This is a genomic window from Sphingomonas sp. (assembly GCF_030145815.1).
Lineage (GTDB): Bacteria > Pseudomonadota > Alphaproteobacteria > Sphingomonadales > Sphingomonadaceae > Sphingomonas.
The window spans coordinates 79265-98879 of the sequence record NZ_JAIXHL010000005.1 but is presented as its reverse complement, the minus strand read 5'-3'; the positions used below and the strand labels follow the sequence as shown (position 1 = coordinate 98879).

Annotated in this window: 19 protein-coding genes; 10 read left to right on the top strand and 9 right to left on the bottom strand. The window is 66.6% G+C overall.

All coding sequences use genetic code 11. The features are described 5' to 3' along the window. Window positions 1-72: 72 nt before the first annotated feature. The gene (locus KYX69_RS06040) at window positions 73-1008 is read left to right on the top strand and encodes a TraB/GumN family protein (protein WP_300494995.1); all 936 of its coding nucleotides are present in this window, start codon (window positions 73-75) and stop codon (window positions 1006-1008) included. Here KYX69_RS06040 and KYX69_RS06035 read toward each other — a convergent pair. Further along, window positions 1005-2243 (bottom strand): glycosyltransferase family 39 protein, encoded by a 1239-nt coding sequence (locus tag KYX69_RS06035; RefSeq protein ID WP_300494992.1) that lies wholly within the window; start codon window positions 2241-2243, stop codon window positions 1005-1007. The genes KYX69_RS06040 and KYX69_RS06035 overlap by 4 nt on opposite strands. Before the next feature lie 82 nt (window positions 2244-2325). Between KYX69_RS06035 and KYX69_RS06030 the strand changes: the two genes are divergently transcribed. From KYX69_RS06030 to KYX69_RS06010, 5 genes are read left to right on the top strand one after another with little or no spacing between them, the layout of a single operon-like run. After that, entirely contained in the window at window positions 2326-3534 is a 1209-nt protein-coding gene (locus tag KYX69_RS06030; protein ID WP_300494989.1) for an aminotransferase class I/II-fold pyridoxal phosphate-dependent enzyme, read from the top strand. Further along, entirely contained in the window at window positions 3531-3929 is a 399-nt protein-coding gene (apaG, locus tag KYX69_RS06025; protein WP_300494986.1) for a Co2+/Mg2+ efflux protein ApaG, read from the top strand. Before KYX69_RS06030 ends, apaG begins: the two co-directional genes overlap by 4 nt. 3 nt (window positions 3930-3932) lie before the next feature. Further along, complete coding sequence (locus KYX69_RS06020; RefSeq protein ID WP_300494983.1) at window positions 3933-4727, top strand: LysR family transcriptional regulator; 795 nt, start codon at window positions 3933-3935, stop codon at window positions 4725-4727. Next, entirely contained in the window at window positions 4724-5608 is an 885-nt protein-coding gene (locus KYX69_RS06015; protein WP_300494980.1) for a hypothetical protein, read from the top strand. Before KYX69_RS06020 ends, KYX69_RS06015 begins: the two co-directional genes overlap by 4 nt. Then, window positions 5605-6150: a GNAT family protein gene (locus KYX69_RS06010; protein WP_300494978.1), complete on the top strand. Its 546-nt coding sequence runs from the start codon at window positions 5605-5607 to the stop codon at window positions 6148-6150. The genes KYX69_RS06015 and KYX69_RS06010 overlap by 4 nt, the downstream gene beginning before the upstream one ends. On the opposite strand, the gene KYX69_RS06005 is transcribed toward KYX69_RS06010, so the two are convergent. From KYX69_RS06005 to parE, 4 genes are read right to left on the bottom strand one after another with little or no spacing between them, the layout of a single operon-like run. Then, window positions 6135-7439, bottom strand: coding sequence for a serine hydrolase (locus KYX69_RS06005; protein ID WP_300494976.1), 1305 nt, complete (start codon window positions 7437-7439; stop codon window positions 6135-6137). The two genes, KYX69_RS06010 and KYX69_RS06005, sit on opposite strands and share 16 nt — an antisense overlap. Window positions 7440-7450: 11 nt before the next feature. Beyond that, a complete protein-coding gene (locus KYX69_RS06000) occupies window positions 7451-8044 on the bottom strand; it encodes a hypothetical protein (RefSeq protein WP_300494975.1) in 594 nt (197 codons plus the stop codon). Further along, window positions 8041-8613, bottom strand: coding sequence for a sigma-70 family RNA polymerase sigma factor (locus KYX69_RS05995; protein ID WP_300494973.1), 573 nt, complete (start codon window positions 8611-8613; stop codon window positions 8041-8043). Before KYX69_RS05995 ends, KYX69_RS06000 begins: the two co-directional genes overlap by 4 nt. Before the next feature lie 38 nt (window positions 8614-8651). After that, window positions 8652-10634, bottom strand: a complete 1983-nt coding sequence (gene parE / locus KYX69_RS05990; RefSeq protein WP_300494970.1) for a DNA topoisomerase IV subunit B — start codon at window positions 10632-10634, stop codon at window positions 8652-8654. A gap of 145 nt (window positions 10635-10779) precedes the next feature. Here parE and KYX69_RS05985 point away from each other — a divergent pair, with 145 nt between their 5' ends. Further along, window positions 10780-11604 (top strand): outer membrane protein, encoded by an 825-nt coding sequence (locus KYX69_RS05985; protein WP_300494968.1) that lies wholly within the window; start codon window positions 10780-10782, stop codon window positions 11602-11604. A gap of 63 nt (window positions 11605-11667) precedes the next feature. Here KYX69_RS05985 and KYX69_RS05980 read toward each other — a convergent pair whose 3' ends face one another. The 3 genes from KYX69_RS05980 to KYX69_RS05970 form a co-directional block, all read right to left on the bottom strand. Next, a complete protein-coding gene (locus KYX69_RS05980) occupies window positions 11668-13218 on the bottom strand; it encodes a methyl-accepting chemotaxis protein (protein WP_300494967.1) in 1551 nt (516 codons plus the stop codon). After that, entirely contained in the window at window positions 13215-13526 is a 312-nt protein-coding gene (locus tag KYX69_RS05975; protein ID WP_300494964.1) for a hypothetical protein, read from the bottom strand. The genes KYX69_RS05980 and KYX69_RS05975 overlap by 4 nt, the downstream gene beginning before the upstream one ends. A gap of 83 nt (window positions 13527-13609) precedes the next feature. Then, complete coding sequence (locus tag KYX69_RS05970; RefSeq protein ID WP_300494961.1) at window positions 13610-14290, bottom strand: GcrA family cell cycle regulator; 681 nt, start codon at window positions 14288-14290, stop codon at window positions 13610-13612. A 63-nt stretch (window positions 14291-14353) separates the two neighbouring features. Between KYX69_RS05970 and KYX69_RS05965 the strand changes: the two genes are divergently transcribed. Continuing rightward, window positions 14354-15199, top strand: a complete 846-nt coding sequence (locus KYX69_RS05965; RefSeq protein WP_300494959.1) for an ABC transporter permease — start codon at window positions 14354-14356, stop codon at window positions 15197-15199. Here the strand turns inward: KYX69_RS05965 and KYX69_RS05960 are convergent. Beyond that, entirely contained in the window at window positions 15196-17061 is a 1866-nt protein-coding gene (locus KYX69_RS05960) for an ATP-binding protein (protein ID WP_300494956.1), read from the bottom strand. The two genes, KYX69_RS05965 and KYX69_RS05960, sit on opposite strands and share 4 nt — an antisense overlap. 273 nt (window positions 17062-17334) lie before the next feature. On the opposite strand from KYX69_RS05960, the gene KYX69_RS05955 reads away from it, so the two are divergent. Next, window positions 17335-18531, top strand: a complete 1197-nt coding sequence (locus KYX69_RS05955) for an aspartate aminotransferase family protein (protein ID WP_300494954.1) — start codon at window positions 17335-17337, stop codon at window positions 18529-18531. Window positions 18532-18588: 57 nt separating this feature from the next. Beyond that, complete coding sequence (gene argF, locus KYX69_RS05950; protein WP_300494952.1) at window positions 18589-19512, top strand: ornithine carbamoyltransferase; 924 nt, start codon at window positions 18589-18591, stop codon at window positions 19510-19512. Window positions 19513-19615 lie beyond the last annotated feature (103 nt).

The window sequence follows — 19615 nt, the reverse complement described above, 5'->3', positions numbered from 1 at the left end:
TCATCGCGCTTCGCGAGCGGATGCGATTGAAGCTGCCTTATTGGTGCTGCGATTTCCAGTGAAGCTGCGGGGATGATCCGTTCGTGCCCTTTGTTCCTCGCGCTCGCCATTGCGAGCGCCCCGTTGCCCGCCGCTGCGCAGGAGGCCGCTTCCGACGCGACCGAGGAGGTGGTGGTCACCGCCCGCACATCCGGCGCGCCGATGTGGACAGTGCGGACCGAGACCGGCGTCGTTCTGCTGGTCGGCGAAATCCGCAATGTGCCCAGGGCGACGCCCTGGTATCCCGACCGGCTTGAACGCGCCGCCGGTGGCGCGCAGCGGATCATCCTCGGCACCAAGGCGAAGGTGTCGCCGGGCGATATCCTGCGGCTGATCTTTGCGGGCGGGAAGCTCACCAAATTGCCCGATGGGCGGGTTGCGGCGGACTATCTCGACGCACCGCGACTGGCGCGGCTGCGCGCGATCGAAGCACGTTACGAGCAGGATTACAGCCGACGCAACTTCCTGATCACGTCGTTCGACCTGCTGTCGCGGCGGCTGGCGTTCAGCAAGGATACCGGCGATGACGCCACCGATGTCGTGCGCAAGGCGGCGCGGCGCGGCGACATCGCAACCCGCCCGGTCGGGGAGGTGCGCGGCGAGGATATGCTCGACAATCTCTTCGCCGCCGCGCCCGAGACGCATCTGCCGTGCCTCGACGCGGCGATGGCTGCGGCGGAGATCGGGCCGCAGATCGTAACGGCGCGGGGCAAGGCGTGGACCAGCTTCGATGTGCCGGGGTTGATGGCGAACCCGCTGGAGACGGCGCTGGGGCGGTGCTGGCCCTGGACCGACACGCAGCTCGGCGCCGAACTGCGCGGGCAATGGGTGGCTGCGCTCGACGAGGCGGTGAAACAGCCCGGCGTGACGCTGGCCGTCGTGCCGATCCGGGTGCTGGCGGAAGAGGGGGGCGTGCTCGACCAGCTCAAGGCGCGCGATCTGGACATCAGCGGTCCGCGCTGGCGCTAGGCCCAACCGGGCAGCCACATCCAGCGGGTGAACGCCCGCGTGCTCGTCAGATCCTGTGCGGCGATGATCGGGTAGAAATAGGCGAACAGCCCCACCGCGGGCACCAGCAGCCACTCGTCGCGCCGTTTGAGCCAGTCGCGCCAATGGTGCAGCGCGACGGCCAGCACGACGCACAAGATGATGCTGGGAAGATAGTAATAATAGAAGAATCCCAGCGACTTGGGGATCACCGCCCATACCCCGAGGGAAAAGGTCCACAGGATTGCGACGGCGAGCGGCACTCCGGCCTTTTGTTTCACCCCCGCCCACCAGCAGGCGGCGACCGCGACCAGCCCGCTCCACATGATCGCCGGATTGCCGATCAGCAACACGCCGCGCATCGCCCCCTGATCGGGCTCATAGAAATACCAGATCGGGCGCAGCATCAGCGGCCAGGTCCACCAGCTCGACTGATAGCCATGGGGGCTGAGCACCTGGGTCTGCAGCGCCAGCATCTCGAACTGGAACGGGATCAGCCGCGCCAGCGTCATCGGGTTGGTGGTGTAGAAAAAGGCGGGGGCGAACGTCGCGAAATAGGTGGCGATGCTGACCACGCCGAGCACGACCAGCGCGGGCAGCCAGTGCATCCCGCCGAACCGTTTGGCGTCACGGAGCCGCAGCCACAGGAACGCGATACCCGCCAGCGCGACGTAGGGGATCGCCGCCCATTTCACCCCGACCGCCGCGCCGAACAGCACCGCAGAGGCGAGCCAATAGCCCCATGCCCGCCGCGACTCGGCGCGCATCGCGGCGAGGAAGGCGACACCGGCCCAGACCAGAAACCCGCCCATGAATATGTCGAGCATCCCGATCCGCGCCTGCACGAACACCATCTGCCCCAGCATCGCGAAGATCGCGGCGAACAGCGCCGGGCGCGTGGCTCGGGTCAGCAACAGGGTGAAGGCATAGACCCCCGCAATCGTCGCGCTGCCGAACAGCGTCGAAAACAGCCGCCATCCCAGCGCATTGTCCCCAATCAGATGAATGCCCAATGCAATCAGCGACTTGCCCAGCATCGGATGCTCGGGATTGGTGATGTGCGAGAAGTCGAGCAGGATTCGCGCGGCGGGGACGTAATGCACCTCGTCGAACAGCAATATGCTGGGGCGCTCAACGCCGACGGTGAAGAGGCATTGGGCAACGACCGCGAGGAGCAGGCCGAGCAGGACGGGGCGCTGTTCGAGACGGTCGAGCATTGGGCGGGTCGATAGCTGAGCTTGAGGCGTGCGTCACCCGTTGCGCTTGCGCCCCTGCGCCATCCGCTTCTAGAGGGACATCATGAAGCGCCGCACCGGACAAGACCGCGAGATTACCCGCAACTGGAAGCCCGCAACGCTCGCGGTGCGCGGCGGAACCGCGCGCAGCGAATGGGGGGAGACGAGCGAAGCGCTCTTCCTCACCTCGGGCTATGCCTATGACTGTGCCGGGGACGCCGCCGCGCGCTTCGCCGGCGATCAGCAGGGCATGACCTATTCGCGGCTGCAGAACCCGACGGTCGAGATGCTCGAACAGCGCATCGCGTTGCTCGAAGGGGCCGAGGCGTGCCGCGCCACCGCGTCGGGCATGGCGGCGATGACGGCGGCTTTGCTGTGCCAGTTGTCGGCGGGCGACCATCTGGTCGGCGGGCGCGCCGCGTTCGGATCGTGCCGCTGGCTGACCGACACGCTGATGCCGCGCTTCGGGATCGAGACGACGGTGGTCGACGCGCGCGATCCGCAGCAATTCGTCGACGCAATCCGCCCGAATACCAAGGTGTTCTTCTTCGAAACCCCGGCCAATCCGACGATGGATATCGTCGACCTCAAAGCCGTGTGCGACATCGCCCGCGAACGCGGCATCACGACCGTGGTCGACAACGCCTTCGCCACCCCCGCTCTGCAACGTCCGATGGATTTTGGCGCGGATATCGTCGCGTATAGCGCGACCAAGATGATGGACGGGCAGGGCCGCGTCCTCGCCGGCGCGATCTGCGGGACCGAGGCGTTTATCACCAACACGCTGTTGCCCTTCCACCGCAACACCGGGCCGACGCTGAGCGCGTTCAACGCCTGGGTGGTGCTGAAAGGCTTAGAGACGCTCGACCTGCGCATCCGCCGCCAGAGCGAGAATGCGATGAAAGTCGCCCGCTTCCTCGAAGGGCGCGTTGCCGCAGTCAACTATCCCGGCCTGCCCAGCCACCCCCAGCACAATCTGGCGATGAGTCAGATGGCGGCGGTCGGCCCGATCTTCTCGTTCGAGGTCGATGGCGGCCGCACCCAGGCGCATGGCCTGCTCGACGCGCTCGGCCTCATCGACATTTCCAACAATATCGGCGATTCCCGGTCGCTGATGACGCATCCCGCCTCCACCACGCATAGCGGCGTCGCCGAAGACCAGCGGCTGCTGATGGGCGTGCGCGAAGGGATGCTGCGGCTCAATGTCGGCCTCGAAGACCCTGACGACCTGATCGCCGATCTCGATCAGGCCTTGAGGGCAGTCGGGCTGTGAAGGCGCTGTTCGGCCAGGAAGCGGTCACGCGCGACATCACGGTGCGCGTGTCGGTCAGCTACTTGCCCGAACAATCGGAGCCGGGCCGCGGCCGCTGGTTCTGGGCCTATCATATCCGCATCGAAAACGGGTCGCACCAGCCGGTGCAGCTGCTGTCGCGCCGCTGGACGATCACCGACGGACGCGGCGGCCAGCATATGGTCGAGGGAGAGGGCGTGGTCGGCGAACAGCCGATGATCGCGCCGGGCGCCAGCTATGATTATGTCTCCGGCTGTCCGCTCACCACGCCGACCGGCTGGATGGAAGGCAGCTATCTGATGGTTGGCGCCGACGGACACACGTTCGACGTCGCGATCCCCCGCTTTGCGCTGCGCGCACCGGCGGTGGCGGAGTAAGGCATGAAGCGTACACATCTTCCCCTCAACGGCCTGCGCGTGCTCGACGCGGCGGCGCGGCATCTGTCCTTCACCCGTGCGGCGGATGAGCTGGCGGTGACCCCGGCGGCGGTCGGGCAACAGATCCGCGCGCTGGAGGATACGCTGGGCGTCGTGCTGTTCCGCCGCACGACCAAGGGTCTGGAACTGACGCCGGAGGCAGAGGCCGGCCTTGCCGCACTGCGGGCCGGCTTCCTCCAGTTCGAGGAAGCGGTGCGCGCGATGCAGGCGGGGCAATCGTCCAAATCGCTGACCATCGCCGCGCCGCGCGACCTAACCGAAAAATGGCTGATGCCGCGCCTCGCCGAAATCGCGCGGGAGGATCCCGAACTGCGCTTCGTGCTGATCGCCGCGGACGAGGCGATCGACTTTACCGAAGCCAATCTCGACCTTGCCATCCGCTGGGGCGAAGGCCCGGGCGAGCATGAGGGCGAGGCGCTGGAGAGCGACGGCATGGTCACCGTCGCCAAGCCCGGCGGGCGCGGCGAGACCCCGATCGGCTGGCCCGGCTGCGTGGCTGAGGATGGCACCGCGCTGGTCAAGGTCGGCGACGCTGGCCTCGCGCTCGACGCCGCTGCAGAGGGGCTGGGCCGTGCAACCGTGCCCGAACTGCTCGCCCGCGCCGACATCGCCGCCGGCCGCGTCGCGGTGGTCGGCGACCCGAACCCCTCGCGCCTCGGCTATTGGCTGGTCGCACCGCTGCCGCAATGGCGGCAAAAGAAGGTGAAGGCGCTGGTCGAGGCGCTGGCGGAGGCGTGACGCGGGTTGCGGCCTGGCTCGCGGCGATCGCGACATTGATCGCCGTGCCGTCGGTTGCGAGCACCTACTTCACAGTCCGCAAGACCTGTCCGGTGGGTGGCCAGAAATTCAAGTTTCAGGAACTGGGCAGCATCTCGACCTGGGGGTCATTGCCCGACGGCATGCCTGTCGGATCGGGCGAATTTCCCATCCGACTCCCCCAATGCCCCGGCAACGGGCTCGTCATGTTTCGCGATTTCACCCGGCCCGAGATCGCCAAGCTGACGCCCTATGTTCAGGGTGAGGTCTATCGCGGGCAGCGCGCAGCGGGCGAAACTCCCTATTACCTCGCCTTTCACACAGCGCGGATGCTGGGTGACGCCGATGCTGAATGGTTGTTGTTGTCTGCGACCTGGGAGGCCAAAAACGCTGGCCCGGCCGCGGTATCGCGTGCCGCGCGCTACAATGCCGAGTTTGTCGATCTGGTCAAAGCGCGCGCGGCGCGTGCCACCGATTTCGAATCGATCGCGATGCGTGCCCGCGCGGCGAACGCATTGCGTGAGCTCGGTCGCTTTGACGAAGCTGAATCGTTGCGGGCAGCGATCGTGATCGCGCCGAACGCCGGTGACGGCACCGAGAATGCCGCCGAAAATCGCGAAGGCTGGGCGAAGTACCTGCGCAATCTCGCCGCGCCGATTGCGCGTCGCGATATGTCGCGTGTTCCGATCGATATGATGACGGAAGACTATGCCGTCTATCGTTGCCTTGAAAAGGAGCAGGCAGCGAAGCACGACCTGCCCGAGCCGCCTGCCCTGACCGAGTTCGAGGTTCGATACTGCGCGCGGCCTGAACTGGCGCAGGCGATCGAGCAGGCGCGGAAGCCATCGGCAGACGCGATGTGATCGCACCGCGCGAAACGATCGTTCTGGAAACGCCGCGCCTGATCCTGCGGCCGCGTCGCGTGGACGATGCCGACGCGCTGTTCCCCAGCTTCGCCGATCCCGATCTGATGCGCTACTGGTCCGGCCCGCCGCATGCCAGCGTTGACGAAACGCGCGCCGATTTCGAGCGGCACGCGGACGACTGGCGCGCCTGGGCGGTGACGGTGCGGGGCGACGATACCGCGATCGGCATGGTCGCGGCGGGGGAGAAGCGGCAGGGCAATGTCACCGAACTCGGTTACCTGTTCGCACGGACGCATTGGGGCGGCGGCTTCGCGCGCGAAGCGGTGAGTGCGGTGATTGGCCGCATCTTTGCCGAGGGGCAGCGCAAGGTGTTCGCCGACACCGACCCCGATAATGCCGCCTCACGCGGGCTGCTCGAACGGCTTGGCTTCAAGCTTGAAGGGCTTCTGCGCGCCGAGTGGGAAACCCATCTCGGTGTGCGCGACACGACGCTCTACGGCCTGCTTCGCGACGAGTGGCTGGCTCAATCCGCCACCTGACGCATCAGCCGCTGCATCAGCGTCATGAACGTTAGCGTTTCGACCCCGGCGTCCGGGCGCGTCCATCCGCCGGTGATCGCATACCATTGCCCCGCCCTGGTCCGGACCAGCCAGCTGCCATAGATCACGCCGGGCTCCGACCCGCCCTTGAAGCCGGCATAGGCGAAGCCGGTGTCGCCGGGCGTCTGCGGATTGACCGCCATGATCGCCAGCGCCTCGGCCCCGCCCCGGGTGCGCAGCCAGTCGAGCAGCGCCGCCTGGTCGCGTGGCGATGCGAACCATTCGACATCCAGCGCGAGCGGCTTCGCCCCGAACATCGCCGCGTCTGGCTTGCTCGCGGCAAGGCGCGCGGCATGGTCGCGGAGCAATTTGCGCCGACCGTCCGGTCCCGCAGCCCTCCACGCCGCGGCCAGATCGGCATTGGTCGGCGATTTCAGCTGGAACGCCTCGATCGTGGTCAGCACGGGCAGAGTCACGCCGGGATCGGACGCCCCGGCGCGCGCCACCATCGCATCAACGGCGTCGCGGCCCAGCGCGCGCAGCAGGGTATCGGTCGCCGTATTGTCGCTGATCGAGATCATCAGGGTCGCCAGGCTGTGCAGGGTGACCGGCGCGCCGCTCGGCCAGTTCTGCGTGATGCCGGAGGGAAGCGACCGCGTGTCGAGCTTCACCACATCGCTCCACTTGCGCGTGCCCGCCTGAACCTGGCGCGCGGCCTCGGCGAGCACCCATAGTTTGAAGGCGGAGCCCAGCGGCATCGCAGCCTCGCCGCGATACTCGGCGACCGGCGTCCGGCCGTCACCCAGCCGGTAGATGCCATAGGCAGCACTTCCGGGCAGCGCGCGGAAATCCGCTTCGATTTGAGCAAATCCGTCGCTGCGCGGCTCGACCTGACTGATCAGCAGGCCGGTGATGGGGTGCGGCGGGGCAGGGTCGACGACGATCTGGATCGTCGCCACCGATTTCTCGAACCCGACCCGCACTACGGCCTGATGGGGTGTGCGCGGGTTCACCTGTTCGATGCCGACGACCTTGCCATGTTGCGCGCGGAGTTGCGCGCCGAGCGCGTCGAACTGTGCTTTGGGAACCTGTGCCTTGAAGCTGGCATCGAACGCGCCCTCGAAATCGCCAGTGCCATTGATCAGCGCGGGCAGCGAATCGATCCGGCGGGTGAGCTCCGGCGCGGCCTGAACGGTCGTCGGTTGGGCGGGGGCGGGCGGGGCGGCGGTCTGCGCCTGCGCTGCAAATGGCATGGTCAACAGGGCGACGGCGAATATCAGAGTGCGCATCGGCGGTCCTTTCAGGCTTGCGATGGGTCGGTGTCGGCGGAGTCGGGGGCAAGTGCGGCGATCTGGTCATCGAGCGTGCGGGCGGCGTGGCGGTTGAGCCGCAGTACGCCATACAAGACGCCGCACACGATCGCCGCCGCCAGCGCCGCGACGATCAGCGCGGGTCCCCATCCGGTGTTGGTTGCGGTGACGCGGCTCACTGCACCCAGAAACAGGATCATGCCGGGCAGCATCGGGCCGATATACCAGCGTCCGACGCTGGCCAGCGCGTCGCGCTGTGCCGTCAGCAGCGCGCGCAAATGACTCAGAGCGTCCCGGTCCAGCGCCGCCGGATCATCGACCGGGCGACGCGTCCACAGGTTGCGCATCACCACCAGCAGCCCGGCGATTTGCACGAGGCAGGCAATGCGCACGCCCCAATCGGGGCTGGCCAGTCCCATCCAGCCAAAGACGCCGGCGGCCAGCGCGCCCGCGGCATATTCGGTCGCGTCGCGCCGCCACACCCGGCGGCGGAGCACGCGCGCGCGTTCGGTCAGCTCGGCAGGCGAGGGCGCGCGCGCATCGGTATGCTGGGCGGTCCACAGGGTGACGATGGGATCGCTCATCGCGGATCTCCCGATGCGAAATGACGGGCGAGCATGGTGCGGATGCGGTGCAGCTTGACCGCGACATGGTTGGCGGACAGGCCGGTAACCTCCCCGATCGCCGCCGCCTCCAGCCCTTCGAGGTGGAGCAGCATCACGCTGCGGTCTGGCTGGCGCAGCGCGGCGATCAGGGCGTGGATGCGCGCGAGCAGCTGTGCCGTTCCTGCTGCGCCCTCGGGATCCTCGGCGGCGGGCAGGTCGGCAATGTCTTCGAGCGCCACGCCCTTGGCGCCACGCGCGTCACGCGCCACATGGCTGGCCGCGACATTATGCGCGACCCGATAGACGAAGGTGGAGAGCGCGCTGCGTCCGGCAAAGCCCGACAGGCCGCGCCACAGCGCCAGGTGAATATCCTGTTCCAGGTCGCGCGCGCGGTCGGGGTTGCGTTCGACCGCATGGGCCAGCCGGGCGATGGCGGGGGCGTGCGCCGCGACCGCCTGCTGATACAGCCGCTCCTGCTCGGCGACCGGAGCGGCATCGGTATCGGCATCGATCGGGGCGGTCATCGCGTCCATGCCCCCTTTAGTCATCGGCGGCGCGACGATCTTACAGCGCCGCCGAAAATAAATCAGGCGTCGATCGCTTCCTCGTCCAGCCGCGCGGCGTTTTCCTGGATGAACGCGAAGCGATGCGCCGGGTTGGTGCCCATCAGCCGGTCGACCAGATCCTTGACCCCCGCGCGCTCCTCATATTCCTGCGGCAGCGTGATGCGGAGCATCGAGCGGGTGGCCGGGTCCATCGTCGTTTCGCGCAGCTGGCCGGGGTTCATTTCGCCAAGCCCCTTGAATCGCGACACTTCGACCTTGCGCCCCTTGAATGGCCCCGCCTCGATCTCCGCACGGTGGGCGTCGTCGCGGGCGTAGAGGCTCTTGGCGCCCGCAGTCAGGCGATAGAGCGGCGGCTGGGCGAGATAGAGGTGCCCGCGCCGGACGATATCGGGCATCTCCTGAAAGAAGAACGTCATCAGCAGCGTCGCGATATGCGCGCCGTCGACGTCCGCGTCGGTCATGATGACGATGCGTTCGTAGCGGAGGTTATCCGGCTGACAGTCCTTGCGCGTGCCACAGCCGAGCGCGAGGATCAGGTCGGCGATCTCGCTGTTGGCGCCGATCTTGGCGCTGGTCGCGGACGCGACGTTCAGGATCTTGCCGCGGATCGGCAGGATCGCCTGCGTCTTGCGGTCGCGCGCCTGTTTGGCGCTGCCGCCGGCCGAGTCCCCCTCGACGATGAACAGCTCGGTTCCGGCCGGGTCGTCTGCCGAACAGTCGGTCAGCTTGCCCGGAAGCCGCAGCTTGCGGCCCGAGGTCGCGGTCTTGCGCTTGACCTCGCGTTCCTGCTTGCGGCGCAGGCGGTCGTCCATCCGCTCCAGCACATAGTTCAGCAGCGCCTTGCCGCGCTCCATCTTGTCGGTGAGGAAGTGATCGAAATGGTCGCGGACCGCCTTTTCGACCATCCCGGTCGCTTCGGGTGAGGTCAGGCGATCCTTGGTCTGCGACTGGAATTGCGGGTCACGGATGAACACCGACAGCATCAGCTCCGACCCGACCATGATGTCGTCGGCGGTGATGTCCTTGGCCTTTTTCTGGCCGACCAGCTCGCCGAATGCACGGATGCCGCGCACCAGCGCCTGGCGCAGCCCCTGTTCATGGCTACCGCCGTCCGGCGTCGGGATGGTGTTGCAATACCAGCTGTACGACCCGTCACTCCACAGCGGCCAGGCGACCGCCCATTCGACGCTACCCTGCGCTTCGCCGGGAAAGTCCTGCCGTCCCGCGAAAAACTCCGCCGTCGCGCCCTCGCGCGTGCCGAGCTGTTCCTTGAGGTGGTCGGCGAGACCGCCGGGGAACTGGAACACGGCTTCGGCCGGGGTGTCGTCGGAGATCAGTTCGGGCGCGCATTTCCAGCGGATTTCGACGCCCGCGAACAGATATGCCTTGGACCGGGCGAGCTTGTAGAGCCGCGCCGGCTTGAACTGCATCTCCCCGAAAATCTCGGTGTCCGGCGTAAAGGCGACGCTGGTCCCGCGCCGGTTGGGGGTCGGGCCGACATGCTCGATCGGGCCGAGCGTCACGCCCTGATTGAAGCGCTGGCGATAGAGTTGGCGGTCGCGCGCGACCTCGACCACCATGTCGGTCGACAGCGCGTTGACTACGCTGCTGCCCACGCCGTGCAGGCCGCCCGAGGTCGCATAGGCCTTGCCCGAAAACTTGCCGCCCGCGTGGAGCGTGGAGAAGATCACCTCAAGCGCCGACTTGTCGGGGAATTTGGGGTGCGGATCGGTCGGTATGCCGCGGCCATTGTCGACGATGGTCAGCCGGTTGCCGACCTCCAGAGTCACCTCGATCCGGCTGGCATGGCCCGCGACCGCCTCGTCCATCGCATTGTCGAGGATCTCGGCAGCGAGATGGTGCAGCGCGCGCTCGTCGGTGCCGCCGATATACATGCCGGGGCGACGGCGGACGGGTTCCAGCCCCTCCAGCACCTCGATCGAGCTGGCGTCGTAGCTGTTGGTTGGGGAAGCGGAACCGGATTGAAAAAGATCGGACGACATTTGTTCTGGCTAATCCCCCGCGACGATCCCGGCAAGCACGGGTGTTGCTGCGGGGCAACATAGCCGGGAAAATTCGGAACGGGCTCGGAAAGAACCGCGCTGATCCACGTTAAGCCCCGGCAAGTTCAGTTGGAGTAACCTGTTTATGCGTATGCGTACCCTGATGGGGGCCGGTGTGGCCGCCCTGACCCTGATTGCCGCCCCGGCCATGGCCCAGGACGGCGAACCCGCATTCGACGGCGTCTATGTCGGTGGCTCATTCGGCTACACCGTTCAGAACAACGATGTCGGCGAGACGATCGAATTCGACGCGGGCCGCAATGGCAGCTTCGGTGACACGATCGCGACCTCGACCGGTGCCGACGCCTTCTCGCCCGGCTTCTGCAATGGCGCGGCGACGTCGAGCGCCAATGTCTCCTGTATCAACGACAAGGACGATATCGAATATTATGGCCGCATCGGCTTCGACAAGCAGATGGGCAAGTTTGTCCTGGGTGCCGTCGCCGAATTCGGCAAGAGCGAAGCACGCGACAGCGTGACCGCCTACAGCACCACCCCGGCTTTCTACACCATGACGCGCGAGCTCGACTGGAACGCGGCACTGCGCCTGCGCGCTGGTATGGTCGCGGGTGAGAGCACCTTGTTCTACGCCACCGGTGGCGGCGCCTATGCGAAGCTGAACAACAGCTTCAGCAGCAGCAACACCGCCAACAGCTTCGCCGTTATCGGCGACGACATGGCATGGGGCTGGCAGGCTGGTGGCGGTGTCGAGCAGAAGCTCGGCCGCAACTTCTCGATCGGCCTGGAATATCTCTACAGCCGCTATGACGATAGCGACTCGCGCGTTCAGGTCGGTAACGGCACCGCAGGTGCGACCAACCCGTTCGTCCTCGCGGGCGGCGCGGATTTCCGCCGCAGCTCGGACTTCGACTTCCATGCGCTGCGTGCGACGGCGGCGTTCCGCTTCTAAAGCGGCTTCCCGAGCGGGAGTCTGGGGCTGGCGGAGCGATCCGCCGGCCCCTTCTTTTTTGGACTATGCCGCGTCGAGCTGGGTCAGGAACCCGCGGGTAGACTCGTCCAACGCGCGTGCCGTGCGCGACAATGCGCCCGCCGCTGCAGCCACCCGATCCGACAGCTCTTCGGTTTCATTTGCCATCGCCGCAACGCCGCGCACCCGTTCGGCCATGAACGCCGCGCCGGTGGCGGTATCGCGCGCTGAGCGGTCTATTGCGGTCGCGGTCTCGCGTTGCGCGTCGACCGCTGCCCGGATCGCCTCTGCCGCAGTCGCCAGATCGCCGACCATCGCGGTGATTTCGGACAGCGCGTCCTGCGCAACCTCGGCCCCGCCGTGCATCGAATCGGCGAGGTGGCGGATTTCCCCTGTGGCGCGGGCAGCTTCGCCCGCAAGCTGCTTCACTTCATGCGCGACCACCGCAAAACCGCGCCCGGCCTCGCCCGCGCGCGATGCTTCGATCGTGGCGTTGAGCGCGAGCAAATTGGTGCGCGTCGCGATTTCGTGGATCGATTCGGCGAAGCTCGTGATCGTCTGCGACCGCTGGGTCAGCGCGACGACCGCGCCGCGCCCGCCGTCGGAAATGCTGCTGGCATCATCGCTGCGCTGCGCCTGCTGATCCGCGCTGGCGGCGATCGCGGTAATCGACCGCGACAACTCGTGCAGCCGGATCGCCAGCGTCTCTGCTGCACCCGAAGTCTGGCTGGCGCTGGCGGCGGTCTCACCCGATTCGCGACTAGCGCGGCGCGCGACGCCGTTGAGCGACGCGGCGAGCTGCTCGAGTTCGCTCGCGGCGGTGCCGACGGTAGCGATGATCCCGCTCATCGATTGCTGAAAGCTGTCGGCCAGACGGCGATGATCTTCGCGACGGGTGGCTTCGGCGTCGCGACGTTGTGCCTCAGCCTCGCGTGCAAGCCGTTCGCGCGCCGCGCGTTCCTCGCTCTCGCGGCGCGCCGCGTCGGCGGCCTTGCGCATCGCGGCCTCGGCCTCGACGCGACGCTCCTCCGCGGTGGCGGCGGCCTGCTCGCTTTGGGCACGCGCCTCGGCATTGCGGTTCAGCAGGGTGCGGATCGTTACCGTCAGATAGACCAGAACGGCGGCCTGCAGCACGACTGCAAGCGCATGGAACAGCACCCGGCCCAGATCACCCGCGCCGCTGAACACCCAGGCCGGCGCCGCAGATTGCAGGACGAGGTGATGGACCGCGATCAGTGCCGACGCGAACAGGATCGCGCGCACGTCGCACAGCACGGTCAGACCCGCGAGCGCGACGAAGAAATACATATGGCCGTCCATCTGCCAGCCATGGCCGCTCAGCGCATAGACGATCAGCGCCGGCTGGACCGCGGCGAGCGATGCCACCACCAGCCGTGCCTGCGCGTCGGCTCGACCCTGACGCACCATGACGGTCGGAAGAAGATTTGCGAGAATGCCGATCAGGGCGAGGGGGAGCAGTCGGTCGGTGCCGGCAATCAGGCTGATCAGCGTTACGGCAACCGTGTTGGCCCAGCTCGCGGCAACCAGCACGCGCACGCCGCGCCGACGCAGCAGATTGATGTCGTCGAGCATCATGCCGCCGTCTCCGCTCCGCACAAACCGCTCGGTGCCGCGATCAGGATCACTCCGTGCCGGGCCAGTGGCGTCAGACGGCTGCGCACGCCACGCACGACGATCATGTTGGACAGCGGTCCGCGCCCGGCCAGCGCCGCTCCGGCATCAAGTGCGGGAGCGACCAGCCTGGCTGCATCGCGCCCGTCGAGCGCGACCAGCATCATCGCCCCTTCGCGTGGAGGCCAGAAGGCGAGCGCCGCAACGCCGCCCAGTACGAGACTGGTTTGCAGAAGCGTCGCAATGGAGCGGGGTTGGGTTGGCGCATGCATGACATGCCTGCCCTAACCACCCGTGGTTAAACGACCGTTTACCCAGATCGCTCTTTATCTACGCGTGTTTAGCGCAAACCCGCTTAGCGAACGCGCGGGCCGCCATAGGGCAGCGGCGGCGGCGGACGGCGATCGCGGCGCGGCAGCTGCGCCTGATAGGCATGGCCGCAATGGTCGACGCAATAGGGGAAACCCGGGTTCACCTTTTCGCCGCAGAAATGGAAGTCCGGCTCACCCGGATGTCCCAGAGGCCATTTGCAGATGCGATCGTTGAGGTCGAGCAGCGTGGTCTTGCCCTCGATCTCCTTGCTCGGCTTGGCCGGGACCAGGCGGCGCGGCGGGGCCGGGGCGATCGGCGGGGCCTGCTCACCGGGGTTCTGGCGGATGAAGCCGCCGGGGCCGACCGAACGCAGCACCGGGCCTTCGCGCACTGCGGGTGCCGGCGCTTCGACCTCATCCTCGTCCTCATCCTCGATAACCGGGGCGGGGGCAGGGGTGGGGGCTGCGACTGGCGCAACGGCGCGCGGGGCGGGTGCCGCGGGCGCGGGCTTTGGCGCAGGCGGCGCGGCGGGTGCCGGGGCGGGCTTGGCCTCCGCCGCATTGGCCTTGACCGGCGAGGGGCGCGACGCCAGGCCCAGGCGGTGCGCCTTGCCGATCACGGCATTGCGGCTTACTCCGCCCAGCTCTTCAGCAATCTGCGTCGCGGTCAGGCCGCTGTCCCACATCTTGCGCAGCGTCTCGATCCGTTCGTCGGTCCAGCTCATTTGTCGTCCCTAAAGAATCAATCCCGTTGCCGGGTGTGGCGGCAGCGATTAACCGGCCTTTGCATGACCGACCAGTCCCCGACGCCCGAAAGCATGATCGCCGGCCCCGGCGTTCCGATCATCCGTAACGTGAATTGGGGCGGGCTGTGGACCCTCTATGTGAAGGAGGTACGCCGTTTCTTCAAGGTGCAGCTCCAGACGGTGTGGGCACCGGCGGTCACGACGTTGTTATTTCTGGTGGTTTTCACCGTCGCGTTGGGCGGCGGCGGGCGCACCGTAACGCTCAGCGGCGTTGCGATCCCGTTCGCAAACTTCATCGCGCCCGGCCTGATCGTGATGGGCATGCTCCAGAACGCGTTCGCCAATTCCAGCTTTTCGTTGCTGGTCGGCAAGATCCAAGGGACGATCGTCGATTATCTGATGCCGCCGCTTTCAACTGGTGAGTTACTCGCGGCGCTGTGCGGCGGCGCGGTCACGCGGGCGTTCTGTGTCGGCGCGGCGGTGTGGCTCGCAATGGCGCTGTGGCCGGGTGTCGACGTCACGCCCGCGCATGTCTGGGCGATCCTGTGGTTCGGCTTCCTTGGCTCGCTGTTCCTGGCGCTGATGGGGGTGATGACCTCGATCTGGGCGGAGAAGTTCGATCACGCTGCCGCAGTCACCAATTTCGTGGTCGCTCCGCTCGCGCTGTTGTCGGGCACCTTCTACTCGGTCGACCGCCTGTCGCCGCTGTTTCAGGCGATTAGCCACGCCAACCCGTTTTTCTACATCATCTCGGGCTTTCGCTACGGCTTCCTTGGTGTCGCGGATTCCCCAATCCTGGTGGGCAGCGCAGTCATCCTGGCGCTCGACGTCGTGCTGGCGCTGACCTGTTACGTGCTGCTGCGCTCGGGCTGGAAGATCAAAAGCTAAGCCAGCGCCCCGCTCAACTGAGTCGATTCAATCAGCGCCGGCACGGTAAACCGGAACACTGCACCATGGGGTTCGCGATGTTCGGCGACCAGTGTCCCGCCATGCGCCTCGACGATCCGTTTCGAGATATTGAGGCCGATGCCCAGGCCGCCTTCCCCCTTGGTCGATGAAAAGCGCTGGCCCATTTGCTCGGCGAACCCTTCGGGAAGGCCCGCGCCATTGTCGGCAACCGCGATCTCGACCAGATGCTCGCCGGCGGGGCGTGCCGTAATCGTGATCCGCGGCTCGCGCCCCGCTTCGTCGCACGCTTCGAACGAGTTGCGCAGCAGGTTGACCAGCACCTGTTGGATCTGGATGCGATCGACATAGACCGCCGGAATGTCGCGCGCGATGTCGACGGTGAGCCGACCGGCGACCCGGCGCGATCCGATCAGTACCAGATTGACGGCATCCTGCACCACCGCCTCCAGCGATTCGCGGCGCAGTTCGATCTCGCGATTGGCAAGGAATGCGCGCAAGCGGCTGATGATGCCCCCGGCACGTAGCAGCTGTGCGGTGATCTCGTTCAGAAAATCGCGGGCCTTGGCAATGTCCCCACCCTGCGCCAGCACATAGTCGGCGGTGGACGCGTAATTGGTCGCGGCGGTCAGCGGCTGGTTGATTTCATGCGCGATGTCGCCGGCGAGTTCGCCCATCGCGTTCTGCCGCGACAAATGCATCAATTGATAATGCAGACCATTGAGCTGGTCCTCCATCGCCATCCGCTCGCTCAGGTCGCGGACAAAGGCGACGCACACGCGCTCGCCCTCTTGCTCGGCGATGCCCAGGCGTAGTTCAGCCGGGAAGCGGACCCCGTTGGCGCGGGTTCCGGTGGTGAAATAGGATGTGGTCGCGCCCGTTTCCCCGCTTGCGATGTCGGGCAGGCTGATCCGTTCGTCGAACAGCGTCGGCAGCGATCGCCCACGCAGCTCGTCGGGGTTCAACCCCCACAGCAGCGGCGCGGACCGGCTGAACGTCCGGATCACAAGCGCGTCGCTAGTCACGATCAGCGCGTCCGGCGCGGTATCGAGGATCGAACCGAGGCGCGCCTCTCCGGCGGCCAGCGCGCGGTCCTGGCGGTCGGCGCGGTTGATCACATGCGCCACCAGCATGGCCATTGCCAGCAGGTTCGACATCGCCATCGCATAATGGAATTCCGCATCGGTCATGGCGACGGCGTTGCGAAATCCGACCAGCGCCAGCACCGGCAAGATCGCGCTGACGATGATGATCGGATGGATCCGCTGCAGGATTTTCCAGGGCGAGTTGGCAAAGCGATCCTGTGGCCCGCCCGGACTGGTGCTGAGCACGGTCGCGACCGCCAGCAGGAACACCGGGATGCCGGCCGTCGTCGACACGCCGACAAAGCGCGTATTTGCTTCCGTGTCGCTGACCGTGAAGGTCAATACCAGCAGCAATGCCGCCAGCGCGGCGCTTGCCAATGGTGCGGCCCAATCCCGCCAGCGTCCCGTCGATGCCTGAGCGCACAGCGCCAGGCTGAGCAGCAGCAGCACCGAGAGCGGTCCGAGTGGTGTCGCCCGGCGGCCATGCACCCACGACAGTCCACTCGATCCAACCAGGCTGTCCAGCGGTCCCGCGAGAATGCCGAGAATGTGATGCAGAACAAGCAGGGCGATGATCGCCATGACCCCGCGATACACGATCCGCGCCGGTCGCCGACGGCCCGCCATGAACAGCAGCGAACCGCCTGCCAGCGACAGGAATGTGGCAGCGGTCAAAGGATGAATTGCACTGCGTGTGTCGCCCAACCCACGCAGGATCGCGCTGTCGACGACCCATCCGATCAGCACCAGTCCCGCCATCGCTGCTGCAGCGACCGCAATCCAGCGCGCAAATCCGTGCGACCTGTTTCCAGGTGACGTCGTCGCTGGCGGATGTGCCAAAACCCTCTCCTAAACCCGAACCCCGGGAGCCCGAACCACCCGACACGCTAGAGGCGCGAATGGATAAAGTCATCCCGCGTTAAATACGGGTGCGTCGACCGCGATATTGACGTTGGCAGGGCCGCAATCGTAGGGTTCGCCGCCGGGCGGTCCGCAGTGGAACCGCCCTTTGCTTTTTGAAGGAGGCTGCCCGTGTCGATCACCCCGCTCATGCCCGTTTACCCACGGTGCGGTGTGCGTCCGGTGCGCGGCGAAGGCTGCTACCTGATCGGCGAGCGCGGCGAGCGCTATCTCGATTTCGCGGCGGGCATCGCGGTCAACGCGCTCGGTCACAGCCATCCGGACTTCATCAAGAAGGTGCAGGACCAGGTCGCGACGCTGATGCACGTGTCCAACCTCTACGGCTCGCCGCAGGGTGAGGCGCTCGCTGCACGCATCGTCGAAACCAGCTTCGCCGACACATTGTTCTTCACCAACTCGGGCGCCGAGGCGATCGAGTGCGCGATCAAGACCGCGCGCCGCTATCACTATGTCAACGGCAACCCGCAGCGGACCAAGATCATTACGTTCCACAACGCCTTTCACGGGCGGACAATGGGCGCGATCTCGGCGACCAATCAGGCCAAGATGCGCGACGGGTTCGAGCCTTTGCTGCCGGGCTTTGATTACGCCCCGTTCAACGACCTCGACGCGGCACTCGCCCTGATCGACGATCAGACCGCCGGCTTCATGGTCGAGACCGTGCAGGGTGAGGGCGGGATGACCGCGGGCAAGCCCGAATTCATCCAGGGCCTGCGCAAGGCGTGCGACGAGCATGGCCTGTTGCTGATCCTGGACGAAATCCAGTGTGGCTATGGTCGGACCGGCAAGATGTGGGCCTATGAGCATTACGGCATTACCCCCGACATCCTGACCTCGGCGAAGGGGATCGGAAACGGCTTCCCGCTCGGCGCGTGCCTCGCCACCGAAGAGGCGGCAAAGGGCATGGTGTTCGGCACGCATGGCTCGACCTATGGCGGCAACCCGCTGGCGATGGCGGCGGGCATGGCGGTGCTCGACGTGATGGAGGAGCCGGGCTTCCTCGACCATGTCACCGCGATGGGCGATCGGCTGCGCGCGGCGTTCGAGCAGATGATCCCCAATCACGACCATCTGTTCGACGAAATCCGCGGCAAGGGCTTGATGCTCGGCATCAAGTTGAAGGAGCCGGCGGTCGCACGCGATTTCGTGGCGCATCTGCGCGACCATCACGGGCTGCTGACCGTGGCAGCGGGCGAGAATGTGTTCCGCGTCCTGCCGCCGCTGATCATCGACGAAAGTCATGTCGCCGAAGCGGTCGAAAAGCTGAGCGCAGGTGCGCGCAGCTACACGATGCCGGAGGCGGCATAGCCAATTGCTCCCCCGGCGCGCTGGGGGAGGCAACCCTGGCCGTAGGGGGAAATATCAATGACCTACCGCAATTTCCTGTCGCTCAGTGACGCCGGCCCGGATGGGCTGGCAGCGATCCTGGCGGAAGCCATCGATCGCAAGGCGGCACGCGCCGGCCTGCCCAAAGGTGCGGTCGATTTCGACGCGCCGCTCGCGGGCCACACCCTCGCGATGGTGTTCGAGAAGAACTCGACCCGCACCCGCGTGAGCTTCGAAATGGCGATCCGCCAGCTCGGCGGTAGCGCGATTGTGCTCGACGCCGCGACCAGCCAGCTCGGGCGCGGCGAGACGGTTGCCGACACCGCGCGCGTCCTGTCGGGCTATTGCGACGCGATCATGGTGCGCACCGACGACCATGCCAAGCTGCTCGAAATGGCCGACTATGCCAGCGTGCCGGTGATCAACGGCCTGACCGACGACAGCCACCCGTGCCAGATCGTCGCAGACCTCCAGACGATCCTGGAAAGCGGCAAGGCGCTGCCCGGGCTCAAGGTCGCGTGGCTGGGCGATGGCAACAACGTCCTCGCCTCGATCGTCGAGGCGGCGGGGCTGATGCAGTTCGACGTCGTCGCCGCCTGTCCGCAAAGCTTCTCGCTCCCCGAGGCGGCGATGGCGCTGGGGAAGGGGCGCGCGATCTGCGTCAACGATCCGGCAGAAGCGGTGGCGGGGGCGGACATCATCGTCACCGACACCTGGATCTCGATGGGTCAGCTGCATGCCGAGGCAAAGCTCGCCGCGCTCACGCCCTATCAGGTTGATGCCGCGCTGATGGCCAAGGCCAAACCCGACGCGAAATTCCTCCACTGCCTCCCCGCGCATCGCGGCGAGGAGGTGACGCCCGAGGTGATCGACGGCCCGCAATCGCTGATCTGGCCCGAGGCGGAAAACCGCCTCCACGGGCAAAAGGCGGTGCTGCGCTGGTGCTTCGGGCAGATCGGGTGAGTTGACGGAACTTCGTCGCGACCCCACTTAGCCGTCACCCCGGCGAAAGCCGGGGCCCATCTCCTGCATTTTCAGCATGCCCGACAGCCGTGTTGCGCGTGGC